This is a genomic window from Flavimobilis rhizosphaerae (assembly GCF_014852685.1).
Classification (GTDB): domain Bacteria; phylum Actinomycetota; class Actinomycetes; order Actinomycetales; family Cellulomonadaceae; genus Flavimobilis; species Flavimobilis rhizosphaerae.
Genome location: NZ_JACZDF010000001.1, coordinates 266,332 through 278,441 on the forward strand (window position 1 = coordinate 266,332; position 12,110 = coordinate 278,441).

13 protein-coding genes are annotated in these 12,110 nt (G+C 72.6%); 9 read left to right on the forward strand and 4 right to left on the reverse strand.

The annotated features are described in order from the left end of the window. Nucleotides 1–94 precede the first annotated feature (94 nt). Nucleotides 95–400 carry a (2Fe-2S)-binding protein gene (locus IGS67_RS01120; protein WP_192276973.1) on the reverse strand — a complete coding sequence of 102 codons (306 nt, stop codon included), beginning with the start codon at nucleotides 398–400 and terminating at the stop codon, nucleotides 95–97. Nucleotides 401–628: 228 nt separating this feature from the next. Here IGS67_RS01120 and mshA point away from each other — a divergent pair, with 228 nt between their 5' ends. Beyond that, nucleotides 629–1,867, forward strand: a complete 1,239-nt coding sequence (gene mshA, locus IGS67_RS01125; RefSeq protein WP_235977515.1) for a D-inositol-3-phosphate glycosyltransferase — start codon at nucleotides 629–631, stop codon at nucleotides 1,865–1,867. A gap of 130 nt (nucleotides 1,868–1,997) precedes the next feature. Here mshA and IGS67_RS01130 read toward each other — a convergent pair whose 3' ends face one another. Further along, nucleotides 1,998–2,378 (reverse strand): GntR family transcriptional regulator, encoded by a 381-nt coding sequence (locus tag IGS67_RS01130; protein ID WP_192276979.1) that lies wholly within the window; start codon nucleotides 2,376–2,378, stop codon nucleotides 1,998–2,000. Then, entirely contained in the window at nucleotides 2,375–3,250 is an 876-nt protein-coding gene (locus IGS67_RS01135; RefSeq protein WP_192276982.1) for a hypothetical protein, read from the reverse strand. The genes IGS67_RS01130 and IGS67_RS01135 overlap by 4 nt, the downstream gene beginning before the upstream one ends. Nucleotides 3,251–3,302: 52 nt before the next feature. On the opposite strand from IGS67_RS01135, the gene IGS67_RS01140 reads away from it, so the two are divergent. The 3 genes from IGS67_RS01140 (at nucleotide 3,303) to IGS67_RS01150 (ending at nucleotide 5,502) form a co-directional block, all read left to right on the forward strand. Then, a complete protein-coding gene (locus tag IGS67_RS01140; protein WP_192276985.1) occupies nucleotides 3,303–3,986 on the forward strand; it encodes a hypothetical protein in 684 nt (227 codons plus the stop codon). Then, a complete protein-coding gene (locus tag IGS67_RS01145; RefSeq protein ID WP_192276988.1) occupies nucleotides 3,983–4,690 on the forward strand; it encodes a hypothetical protein in 708 nt (235 codons plus the stop codon). Before IGS67_RS01140 ends, IGS67_RS01145 begins: the two co-directional genes overlap by 4 nt. A gap of 71 nt (nucleotides 4,691–4,761) precedes the next feature. Continuing rightward, a complete protein-coding gene (locus IGS67_RS01150) occupies nucleotides 4,762–5,502 on the forward strand; it encodes a phosphoglyceromutase (protein ID WP_192276991.1) in 741 nt (246 codons plus the stop codon). 197 nt (nucleotides 5,503–5,699) lie between these two features. On the opposite strand, the gene phoU is transcribed toward IGS67_RS01150, so the two are convergent. Further along, nucleotides 5,700–6,350, reverse strand: coding sequence for a phosphate signaling complex protein PhoU (phoU, locus tag IGS67_RS01155; RefSeq protein WP_102510088.1), 651 nt, complete (start codon nucleotides 6,348–6,350; stop codon nucleotides 5,700–5,702). 230 nt (nucleotides 6,351–6,580) lie between these two features. On the opposite strand from phoU, the gene IGS67_RS01160 reads away from it, so the two are divergent. From IGS67_RS01160 to pstA, 5 genes are all read left to right on the forward strand, one after another. Then, nucleotides 6,581–7,765 (forward strand): sensor histidine kinase, encoded by a 1,185-nt coding sequence (locus tag IGS67_RS01160; RefSeq protein WP_192277813.1) that lies wholly within the window; start codon nucleotides 6,581–6,583, stop codon nucleotides 7,763–7,765. Continuing rightward, on the forward strand, nucleotides 7,762–8,484 hold the full coding sequence (locus IGS67_RS01165; protein ID WP_192276995.1) for a response regulator transcription factor: 723 nt from the start codon (nucleotides 7,762–7,764) through the stop codon (nucleotides 8,482–8,484). The genes IGS67_RS01160 and IGS67_RS01165 overlap by 4 nt, the downstream gene beginning before the upstream one ends. 247 nt (nucleotides 8,485–8,731) lie before the next feature. Further along, nucleotides 8,732–9,871, forward strand: a complete 1,140-nt coding sequence (pstS, locus tag IGS67_RS01170; RefSeq protein WP_407925803.1) for a phosphate ABC transporter substrate-binding protein PstS — start codon at nucleotides 8,732–8,734, stop codon at nucleotides 9,869–9,871. Between the two features lie 5 nt (nucleotides 9,872–9,876). Continuing rightward, entirely contained in the window at nucleotides 9,877–11,043 is a 1,167-nt protein-coding gene (pstC, locus tag IGS67_RS01175; protein WP_328741346.1) for a phosphate ABC transporter permease subunit PstC, read from the forward strand. Continuing rightward, the gene (gene pstA, locus IGS67_RS01180; protein ID WP_192277002.1) at nucleotides 11,043–12,101 is read left to right on the forward strand and encodes a phosphate ABC transporter permease PstA; all 1,059 of its coding nucleotides are present in this window, start codon (nucleotides 11,043–11,045) and stop codon (nucleotides 12,099–12,101) included. Before pstC ends, pstA begins: the two co-directional genes overlap by 1 nt. The last annotated feature ends 9 nt before the right edge of the window (nucleotides 12,102–12,110 follow it).

Here is a 12,110-nt window from a genome sequence, read left to right on the forward strand (position 1 = left end):
GAGTCGACAGAACTGGGCGACTCGTAGGTCTGGAGCGCCGTTCGATGGTGCTGGAGACCTACGAGTCGAGGGTGAGCGGGGAGGGGGGCTCGGATCAGGCGATGCCTGCGCGGCCGAGCTCGATCGCGACGACCTCGGTGAGCAGCGGCACGCACTTGCCGCACGATCCGCCCGCGCGTGTGCAGCGCTGGATCTCCTCGAGCGACGTGCAGCCGGCCTCGTGGACGAGCCCGCGCAGCTCGCCCGCGGTGACGTTCGTGCAGTGACAGACGATGTACTCGTCGGCCAGCGTCGCGGCGTCGACGACGGGTGCGGACGCGTCGACAACGGCAGGCTCCGCGGCGAGCTTGGCGCGCAGCGCCTCGAGCGGGTTGGGGGTCGTGCCCGACGGTGCAGTCATAGGACCACTCTCTGCGATTTAACACGGGACGACGTAGGACTTCCGGCCCATCATCCGGTCTTTCGGTGTCGATCCGGACATGGATGTCCCGCCCTGTGAGGGCCGCGACACGACCCGCCGCAGGACGCACTGGTGGCCGATACTGGGGGCATGGCCCTCCTCGACCTTCCCGTCGCCTCCGCGCTCGCGGACCGTGAGGTCGTGCGCGCCGACGGCCTACGCGTCGCGATGCTCTCGGTGCACACGTCGCCGCTCGCGCAGCCGGGTACGGGCGACGCGGGCGGCATGAACGTCTACGTGCGCGGGCTTGCGCGCGCTCTCGCGGGGCTCGGCGCGCACGTCGAGATCTTCACGCGTGCGACGGCGTCGGCGCAGCCCGACGTCCACGAGGCCGGCGACGGCGTGCTCGTGCGTCACGTCCTGGCTGGCCCGTACGAGGGCCTCGACAAGAACGAGCTGCCCGGTCAGCTGTGCGCGTTCACGGCGGGCGTCCTGCGGACCGAGGCGTCGCGGCGGCCCGGCTGGTACGACGTCGTGCACTCTCACTACTGGCTCTCGGGGCAGGTCGGCTGGCTCGCCGCGGACCGCTGGGACGTGCCGCTCGTCCACTCGATGCACACGATGGCGAAGGTGAAGAACGCGGCGCTCGCTCCGGGTGACGTGCCGGAGCCGCACGGTCGGGTGGTCGGTGAGGAGCAGGTCGTCGAGGCTGCTGATGCGCTCGTCGCGTCGACGCCCGACGAGGCGGCCGAGCTGCGCGACCTCTACGGGGCCGACCCGTCACGCGTCCACGTCGTCGCGCCGGGTGCGGATCTTGAGCTGTTCCGTCCGCTCCCGGGGCCGCGGGGCGCTGATGACCCGGCGCTGCGCGACCGGCTCGGGCTGCCGCAGGGGCCGCTCGTGCTCTTCGTCGGGCGCGTCCAGCCGCTCAAGGGGCCCGACACGCTCGTCGAGGCCGCGGCGGAGCTGCGTGCGCAGGGGCGTCCGGTGCCGTGGATCGTCGTGTGCGGGGGTCCGTCGGGGCGCGCGACGGCGGTGCGGGAGCTGGCGGTGCTCGCGGACCGGCTCGGCGTCGGTGACCGCGTCCTCTTCCGCCCGCCCGTGCCGCGCACGGCGCTCGGCGACTGGTACCGGAGCGCGGACGTCGTCGCGATGCCGTCGCACTCGGAGTCGTTCGGGCTCGTTGCGGCGGAGGCCGAGGCGTGCGGGACGCCCGTCGTCGCGACGGCCGTGGGTGGTCTGCGGACGGTCGTCGTCGACGAGGTGTCGGGACTGCTCGTCGACGGGCACGACCCGCGCGCGTGGGCGGCGGCGCTCGACCGCGTGCTTGCGGACGACGTGCTGCGGGCTCGGCTCGGCGAGGGTGCGGCGGCGGTCGGGGCGCGGTTCGGCTGGGAGACGGCGGCGCGCGGGATGCTCGACGTCTACCGTGACGCGGCAAAGGTGAGGCGTTCGCGCGTCGCGTGAGCGGGTGCCGGGCGGGTTGCGCCCAGGCACCCCTGAGGGGTGCGTGCGCGCAACCCTGTCGTGAGGCGGCCCGGGCCGAGCCTGGAGGTAGCGTCGGGGCACCCCTGAGGGGTGCCGGGACGCAACGCGCTCAGCCCCGGTTGCGGCCGAGGGCTGCGGCGAGCGCCGCGTGCGCGGCCGCGTCGTCGAGCCCGGCGGCGCGGACGACGTGCGCGAGGGCGTCGGCGGCGAGGTCGACCTCGGGATGCGCGGGGGGCGGCGTCGGGCCCTCGCCCGCGCCGGCGACGAGCGTCCCGTGCCGTCCCGCGGTGCGGACGACGCCGTCGCGCGCGAGCTGCTCGTAGACCTTGGCGACGGTCCCGCGCGCGATGCCGAGGTCGGCGGCGAGGTGGCGGATCGGGGGGAGGCTGTCGCCCGGCCGGAGCGTGCCGTCGGCGACGTGGCGCGCGACCTGCGCGCGGAGCTGTTCGACGACGGGCACGGGGGAGGTCGCGTCGACCGTGACGATCATGCGGTGCGCCCGTCGACGAGCGGCTGTGGCGCGTCCTGGGGGAGCAGTGGCCGCCGCCCACGTGAGCGCGGCGCGGCATGCCAGAGCACGACGATCGCAGCGATGAGGAGGCCGAACCCGACGAGAGCGACGACGGCCCTGACGTCGTCGTCGAGGTTCCAGGTTTCGTCGAGGTCGACGAGCCACAGCGCAGCGCTCATCGCGGCGGCGAGCTCGAGGCGGCTCACGGTGACGGCGGCGAACATCCGCAGGCGGGTGTCGACGCGCTCGGCGCGCGGCGAGAGCGCTGGACGGGGGCGCTCGCGGACGGCGCGGAGCACGAGCTCGCACAGGAGCCACGGCACGAGGACGACGACGGTGAGGAGCGCGGGCCGTGCGCCGGGCGCGACGAGGACGTCGACGAGGCCCAGCGCGAGCGCGACGCCGGCGACGGCGCGGGCGGCGCGGCGGGTGCCCGCGGCGGGGAGGGGTGTGCGGGGTGCGAGCGAGGCAGAGGCGGGACCTGTTGGGCGGCGCAGCCGGTAGTTTTCCGCGAGGAGGGCGCCGACGGCGATGCCGGTGACGAGGCAGAAGAGGATGTCGCCGGCGGGGCCGATGGCGTTGGTGCCGACGGTGAAGGTGCCGTCGTTGAGGGTGAGGCTCGCGGCGAGCGCGACGGCGAGGCCGACGCCGCCCCACCAGAGGCGCGAGGTGCGGTGCCGGGTGAGGTGGTCGGCGTAGACGGTCCGCTCGTCGGGGGTGACATCGCGGGTGCCGGCGAGCCAGGTGACGTCGTCGGGCGTGGCGCGTGCGCGGGAGATGAGGAGCGCGACGAGGCCGATGGCGACGAGCAGGAGGACGCCCAGGACGGGCGCGAGAGCGAGGTTGCGCATCGGGTCTCCGTGAGGTGTTGTCGTTGTCCTATTGGCACAGTACATTGTGACAATGACCGAGACAACACCGGCTCCCGACGCAGGACGGGACGCGACGCTCGACCTCCTCGTCCCGCCCCGTTCCCGGCGCCGCCGGAACGCCACGATCGCCGCCGGCGTCGCGACGCTCGTCGGCGCGATCGTCGTGTCGACATGGTGGCCCGGCGTCGCCGACGTCGGTTTCTCGTACGTCGGGGCCGACGGGTCGCGGGACGAGCACGGCACCGCCTCCGTCTTCATCGTCGAGCGGCCAGGGCCCGACGTCCCCGTGACCCTCGAGAGCGTCGAGGCCCCGCGGGGCTGGCGCATCGTCCACGCAGGCGTCGCCGCCCCGTCCGCGGACATCCACGACGATGCGGGCCCCGAGCACCTCACCCTGCCCGCGCCGCTCACGCACCGCTCCCGCGTCGTCGTCGCGTGGCAGCTCGACTGCCCCGCCGCGCTCGCGCTCGTCCGCGAGAACCCGTCGGTCGTCTCGACGTCCCGCGAACGCGCGGGGGAGGCCCCGGAGGGGACGACGCTCTACCTCTGGCCGATGACCGCGGTCGCGCACGTCAAGCTCCTCGGGTTCCTGCCTACGACCCTCGGCAAGGACCCCGACGCCACGTGGGTGTCACGCACGCCGGGCCTCGACCTCGCCGTCGAGTGCGGGCTCGACGCCGAGCAGGTGCGTGCACTCAGGACGGACGTCCGATGACCGCGCCGTCGACCGAGCGCGACGTGACGCTCGACCTCCTCGTCCCCGCCCCGTCCCGGACGCGCCGCGTCGTGGCGCTCGCCGCCGGGCTCGTGCTCGTCGTCATCGTCGTCGTCGGCGGGATCGGCTGGCCGCGCGTGAGCGCGTCAGCGTGGGGCTTCACGCGCGACGCCGACACGGACCCCGTCGCGCTCGCCGGCACCGAACTGCGGATCACGGGTCTCGGCGCGCCCGTCACCCTCCGGGCGGTCCAGGCCCCGCCCGGGTGGCGCGTCCGGTCGGCGGGCGTCGTCGACCCTCGGCCCGGCGAGCTCACGGACGTCGTCGACACGACGGGCCTGCAGTCGCTGCCCGCGCGGGTGCGCGACGGGTCGCGCATCGTCGTCGAGTGGGAGATCGAGTGCGAGCCGACGCTTGCGTCCCTGCGCTCGACGGGCGCGTCGTCGGTCGTTCTCGCGACGGACGGGGGCGACTGGTTCGACGCCGACGACGGCGACGGGGCCGACGACGGTGCGGAGCCCGTGCTCGTCGGCAACCAGGCCGCGTCCCTCGACCTGCGGGTCCTCGGCGCGTCAGCGCTGCCCGCACCTGTCCTCCACGACGGCCGCACGGCCGTCGTCCGCACCCCGACGTTCGACGTCGCCGCCGCCTGCGGGCTGAGCCCCGCCGACGAAGCGACGCTCCGCACCTCCCTGGGCCGCTGAACGACGTTGCCGACGTCCCACGGACCGAGGTCCCCCGTGCGCACCCGCCCGCGTGCGTCACAATAGGAACCATGACCTACACCCTCGTGCTGCTCCGCCACGGCGAGAGCGAGTGGAACGCCAAGAACCTGTTCACCGGCTGGGTCGACGTGGCCCTCTCCGAGAAGGGCGTCGAGGAGGCGAAGCGCGGAGGCCAGCTCCTCCGCGACGCGAACGTCCTCCCGGACGTCGTCCACACCTCCCTCCTGCGTCGTGCGATGAACACCGCGCACCTCGCGCTCGACTCCGCGGACCGCCTCTGGATCCCCGTCAAGCGCTCGTGGCGCCTCAACGAGCGTCACTACGGTGCGCTCCAGGGCAAGGACAAGGCCCAGACGCTCGCCGAGTTCGGCGAGGAGCAGTTCATGCTCTGGCGTCGTTCGTACGACGTCCCGCCGCCCCCGATCGAGGTCGGCTCGGAGTTCTCGCAGGATGCCGACCCGCGCTACGCCGACGCGCCGCAGGTCCTCACCGAGTGCCTCAAGGACGTCCTCGAGCGTGCGCTGCCGTACTGGGACGCGGAGATCGTCCCGGACCTCAAGGCTGGCAAGACGGTGCTCGTCGCCGCGCACGGCAACTCGCTGCGCGCGATCGTCAAGTACCTCGACGGCATCTCCGACGAGGACATCGCGGGCCTCAACATCCCGACGGGCATCCCGCTCGTCTACGAGCTTGACGAGGAGACCCTCAAGCCGGTGAAGCCGGGCCAGTATCTCGACCCGGACGCCGCGGCGGAGGCCATCAAGGCCGTCGCGAACCAGGGCAAGAAGTGACCGTCTGACCTCACGCGTACGACGCGACCCCCGGGAGCCGAGCTCCCGGGGGTCGTTGCGTCTCGGCCTGCGTCTCAACGGCCGACTCGGTCCCGCCTCGCCCCAGGATTCTGCGCAGATGGCTACTCCCAGTAGCTATCTGCGCAGAATCCTCGGCGGTGGGGTGGCCGGGCGGGAGGGGCGTGGTGGTCGGGCGGTCAGGACTCCGTCTCGAAGACGCCCGTGACGAGGAAGAGCATGCGCCGCGCGATCGCCTCGCCGTGGTCGCCGAAACGCTCGTAGTAGCGCCCCAGCAACGTGACGTCGACCGTCTCCTGAGGCGTGCCCTCCCAGCCGCCGCCGAGGAGTGCCGCGAACGTGTCCTGGTGGAGCGTGTCGAGCTGGTCGTCGTCACGCTCGATCTTGTGCGCGAGCGTGAGGTCACGCGTCTCGAGGAGCTGCGTGACACGCTCGGCGACGTGCACCGCAGCCGCGTTCATCTGCGCGAACGTCGCCGCGACGTCACCGGCGACCGCGGGACGCGGGTAGCGGCCGCGCGCGACCTGCGCGATGTGCCGCGCGAGGTCGCCCATGCGCTCGAGCGCCGAGGAGATGCGCAGCGCCGAGACGACGACCCGCAGGTCCGTCGCGACAGGAGCCTGCTGCGCGAGCAGCAGCACGCACCGCTCGTCGAGGTCACGCTCGAGCGCATCGATCTCGCCGTCCTTCTCGACGACCGACTGGGCGAGCTCGAGGTCGGCCTCGAGCAGCGCCGTCCCGGCGTCCTTGATCGCCGACTCGACGAGCCTCGCCATCGCGGTGAGGTCGTCACCGATCTGCCGGAGCTCGGCCTCGAAGATCCCGCGCATGTCCACTTCCTCACGTCGTGGCCGGCGTTCCGGCCGGCGTCGCCGGGCACCGCGTGGGCGCCCGAGCGTGGTCGTACGGCCATGGTGGCCGGGGGCACGTCGGCCCCGACCCACTGTCACAGCGGTGTGCCACGCTCAGGTGAACGGCAGGAGCGCCCTCGGTGAACTTCGGGCGAGCACTCGGCCGGTGAGCCTCGCGCGGTGAGGTGGACGCGCGAGAGCCCCCTACGCTGGGGCACGTGGAAGGACTCCTCATCGTCGTCGCCGGCGTCGTCGGCCTCGTCACCGGCGTGTTCGCGACGCTCCTGTTCCTGTGGAACGAGCGGCGCGAGCGTGTCGCGCCCGTCGGCCCGCCGGCGGACCTCGACGAGGGCTTCGTGCGGGCGCTCGCGGTGCTGCGCTCGGCGGCGGTCGTCGTCGGTGAGAACGACGAGATCGTGCGTGCGTCGGCTCCCGCGTACGCGCTGGGGCTCGTGCGGCACGACGCGCTCACGCACAAGGCGGTCGAGGACATGGTCGCGTCCGTGCGGCGCACGGGGGAGATCCTCGACGTCGAGATCGAGCTGCCACGCGGTCCCTCGGGCCGCGGCGACGTGCTCCTGCAGGTGCGCGTCGCGCAGGTCGACTCCCGCCACGTGCTCGTCCTCGCGGAGGACCGTACGGAGGCGCGCCGGCTCGAGGCGATCCGTCGGGACTTCGTCGTCAACATCTCCCACGAGCTCAAGACACCCGTCGGGGCGCTCGCGCTGCTCGCGGAGACGGTGCACGACGCGGCTGACGACCCCGAGGCGGTGCGTCGCTTCTCGGGGCGCATGCAGCAGGAGTCGGCGCGCCTGGGCGCGCTCGTCCATGAGGTCATCGAGCTCTCGCGCCTGCAGTCGGCGGGTGCACTCGCGCAGGTGCAGGCCGTGCCGGTGCGGGGGGTCGTCGAGGAGTCGATCGACCGGGCGCGCACGACGGCGACCGGGCGCAACATCCGCCTCGCGAGCGCGGGCGACCTCGACGCAGCCATGTACGGCGACCACAACATGCTCGTCACCGCGCTGCGCAACCTGCTCGACAACGCGGTCAACTACTCGGCGGACGGCTCGGCCGTCACCGTCGGGGTCCGCAGCGCACAGGACTTCGTCGAGATCTCGGTCGTCGACCAGGGAGTCGGTATCTCGCGCGACGTCCAGGACCGCATCTTCGAGCGCTTCTACCGGGTCGACCCGGCGCGCTCGCGCGAGACCGGTGGCACGGGCCTGGGCCTGAGCATCGTCAAGCACGTCGTCGCCGACCACGGCGGCGAGATCACCATCTGGTCCCAGCCGGGCCAGGGTTCCACGTTCACCGTGAAGATCCCCGCAGCGCACGTCGCGGCGGGAGCAGCCGGACGGGCGACGCTCGTCGCCGAGGAGGAAGAGAACGCATGACCCGCATCCTGGTCGTCGAGGACGAGGAGTCCTACGCCGAGCCGCTCACGTACCAGCTCCGTCGGGAGGGGTACGAGGTCGTCGCGGTCGGCACGGGCCCCGACGCTCTCACAGCGTTCGACGAGGGCGGGGCGGACCTCGTCCTCCTCGACCTCATGCTGCCGGGCCTCTCGGGCATCGAGGTGTGTCGTGAGCTGCGCGTGCGCTCGAACGTGCCGGTCATCATGCTCACGGCGAAGGACGGTGAGATCGACAAGGTCGTGGGGCTCGAGATCGGGGCCGACGACTACATGACGAAGCCGTACTCGTTCCGCGAGCTGCTGGCCCGCATGCGAGCCGTGCTGCGCCGGCACGCGGAGGTGACGGCCGCGACCGCCGCGGCGTCGAGCGCGCGCGCCGAGGTCGAGGAGGACGACGCGGTGCTCGAGGCACGCAACGTGCGCCTCGACGTCGACCGTCACGTCGTCACGGTCGACGGTGAGCAAGTCGCGTTCCCGCTCAAGGAGTTCGAGCTCCTCGAGCTGCTCATGCGCAACGTCGGCCGCGTGCTCACGCGCGGTCAGCTCATCGACCGCGTGTGGGGCTCGGACTACGTGGGCGACACGAAGACGCTCGACGTCCACGTCAAGCGCATCCGCGCGAAGATCGAGGCCGACCCGGGCAGCCCGACGCTGCTCGTCACGGTCCGCGGGCTGGGCTACAAGCTCACGGACGACTGAGACGTCCACGACGGAGGGGGTCGTCCCGGCGCTGCCGGGGCGGCCCCCTCTGTCGTGCGCGGCACGTCCAGACCCGCGCACGACACTGTGTACTGCGCGCACGCGAGGCATCCGACGACTTCGGGGGCTGTTCACCGTCGGTTCACCGTCGTCACCTGAGCGGGAAACCTTGGCTCCCTAACGTCCGAGGTAGTTCGCAGGCACACGGCCTGCGACGCACAGACTTCAGGATGGAACTCCCGTGAGCATCAGCCGCACCAGCCGTCGCGCCGGGTCCCTCGTGGCCGTCGGCGCCCTCGCGTTCGCCCTCGCCGCCTGCAGCGACTCAGGAACGACGAACCCCGGCGCCACCGGCTCCACCGGATCGGGCAGCACGACCTCCGACGCCCCCGCAGCGCTGAGCGGCACGCTCGCCGGCGCGGGCGCCTCGTCGCAGGGCAAGGCCATGGAGGGGTGGGCCGCGGGCTTCGCGGACATCGCCCCGGACGTCCAGTTCTCCTACGACGCGGCCGGCTCGGGCGCGGGCCGCGAGCAGTTCCTCGCGGGCTCGACGCTCTTCGCCGGCTCCGACTCGGCGCTCAAGCCCGAGGAGATCACGGCGGCCGCTAAGCGCTGCTTCGGCGGCGAGGCCCTCGAGCTTCCCGTCTACATCTCGCCGATCGCCGTCATCTACAACCTCCCGCAGGTCTCTGCGGCGAACATCAACCTCGACGCGAAGACGCTCGCGCAGATCTTCGACGGCAAGATCACGAAGTGGAACGACCCGGCGATCGCCGCGCAGAACGAGGGCGTCGAGCTCCCCGACCTCGCGATCATCCCGGTGAACCGTTCCGACGAGTCGGGCACGACCGAGAACTTCACCGAGTACCTCGCCGCAGCCGGCGAGGGCGCGTGGACGCACGAGCCGTCGGGCGACTGGCCTGTCTCGGGCGGCCAGTCGGGCAACGGCACGTCGGGCATGGTCGACACCGTCAAGGCTGCCGAGGGCACGATCGGCTACGCCGACGCCTCGCGCGCCGGTGACCTCGGCACCGTCGCCATCAAGGTCGGCGACGCCTACGTCCCCTACTCCGCGGAGGCCGCGGCCAAGGTCGTCGACGCGTCGCCCGCCGCCGAGGGCGCGACCGACAAGCGCCTCGTCATCGAGCTCGACCGCACGACGACGGCCGAGGGCGCCTACCCGATCGTCCTCGTCTCCTACGACATCGCGTGCTCGGTCTACGAGAACGCCGCGGACGTCGCGAACGTCAAGGCGTTCCTCACGTACGTCGCCTCCGAGGAGGGCCAGGCCCGCTCCGCGCAGCCCGACGTCGCCGGCTCCGCGCCGATCTCGGCCGAGCTCCGCACGAAGATCCAGGCCGCGATCGACGCGATCTCGGTGAAGTGACCCCCGTGCCCACCTCCTCCCAGGACTCCACCGTCCCCGGCGGTGGGCAGGCCCCCCACGGGGCCGTGACGACCGCCGCCGGCACCCCAGCAGGGGTGCCGGCGGGCGGCCGCCGCACGACCGCAGCGACGATGGACGAGGACATGCACGACGACAGCTCGGCCTGGGCAGCGCCCGGGCCCACGGCCGTGGACCACCGGGTTTCGGGCCACGCGCAGCCGCCCGCGCCCGCGGTGTCGCTGCGCGCGAGCGGCGCCTCACGCGTCGCCGACACGATCTTCAAGGGCGTCTCGGGCGCGACGGGTGTGCTCATCCTCGTCGTCCTCGCGGCGGTCGCTGGCTTCCTCGTCCTGCGGGCCTGGCCCGCGCTCACCGCGAGCCCCGACGAGCTCGCGAAGATCTCCTGGATGAACGGCCAGTCACTCCTCGAGTACGTCGGGCCGCTCGTCTTCGGCACCCTCCTCTCGGCGATCCTCGCGCTCGGCCTCGCGGTGCCCCTGTCGCTCGGCATCGCCTTGTTCATCACGCACTACGCGCCGCGCCGTGCCGCGCAGGCGCTCGGCTACGTCATCGACCTGCTCGCCGCGATCCCGTCGGTCGTCTACGGCCTGTGGGGCGCGTTGTGGCTCGCCCCCGTGCTCGACCCGATCTTCCGCTGGCTCTCGGACACGCTCGGCTTCATCCCGCTGTTCGCCGGCTACACGGCGCCCGCGCGCAACGTCCTCGCGGCCGCGACCGTCCTCGCGGTGATGATCATCCCCATCATCACGGCCGTCTCGCGCGAGGTGTTCTTCCAGACTCCCGTCCTCCACGAGGAGGCCGCGCTCGCGCTCGGCGCGACCCGCTGGGAGACGATCCGCATGGCCGTCCTGCCGTTCGGCCGCTCGGGCCTCGTCTCGGCGTCGATGCTCGGCCTGGGCCGAGCGCTCGGCGAGACGATGGCGGTCCTCATGATCCTCTCGCCCGGGTACCTCTTCTCGTTCTTCCTCCTCAAGCCCGGCCAGCACCAGTCGATCGCGGCGAACATCGCCGCGAAGTTCCCGGAGGCCTCGGGCCTGTCGGTGTCGGTGCTCATCGCCACGGGCCTCGCGCTCTTCGTCATCACGCTCGCGGTCAACATGGTCGCGCGCTGGATCATCGCCCGCCGGGCCGAGTTCTCCGGAGCCAACTGATGCCTGTCGCCACCGCACCCGCGAGCTCCGCGCTCACCCTCACGGGCAACCGGCTGCCGCGCTGGGCGCCGTGGGCGTCCGTCGCGGGCTCCGCCCTCGTCGCGTGGGGCGTGCTCGTCCTCACCGGCGAGCACACGGCCACGACGGTCGCCGCACTCACCGCGCTCCTCCACGCGGTCGCGCTCACCTCCGTGTCCCGCTATGTCGAGGGGCCGCGCCGTGCGACGGACAGGCTTGCGACGACGCTCGTCACGGTCGCGTTCCTCCTCGCGCTCGTCCCGCTGGTCTCGCTGCTGTGGACCGTCGTCTCGCGCGGCGCCGTCCTCTTCTCGGGGACGTTCCTCACGACGGACATGGTCGGGGTCTTTGGCGACATGACGTCGGGCGGCGTCGCGCACGCGATCGTCGGCACGCTCATGGTGACGCTCACCGCGACCCTCATCTCCGTGCCGATCGGCCTGCTCACGGCGATCTACCTCGTCGAGTACGGGCGCGGGCCGCTCGCCAAGGGCATCACGTTCTTCGTCGACGTCATGACGGGCATCCCGTCGATCGTCGCGGGCCTCTTCGCGTTCGCACTCTTCACACTCCTCATGGGGCCGGCGTACCGCTCGGGTCTCATGGGCGCGGTGGCGCTCGCGGTCCTCATGACGCCCGTCGTCATCCGGTCGGTCGAGGAGATGCTGCGGCTCGTGCCGAACGAGCTGCGCGAGGCGTCGTACGCGCTCGGCGTGCCGAAGTGGCTGACGATCCTCAAGGTCGTCCTGCGGACCTCGGTCGCGGGCATCGTCACGGGGGTCATGCTCGCGATCGCCCGCGTCATCGGCGAGACCGCGCCCCTGCTCATCACCGTCGGCATGATCACGCGCACGAACTGGGACGTCTTCGAGGGGCGCATGGCCACGCTGCCGGTGTTCGCCTACTCGCAATACCAGCAGGGCGGCGTGGGCGTCGACCGGGCGTGGGCGGCGGCGCTCACCCTCATCCTCATCGTCATGCTCCTCAACCTCGTGGCGCGTGGCATCAGCCGGGCGTTCCGCCCCAAGACCGGCCGCTGAGCCACCGAA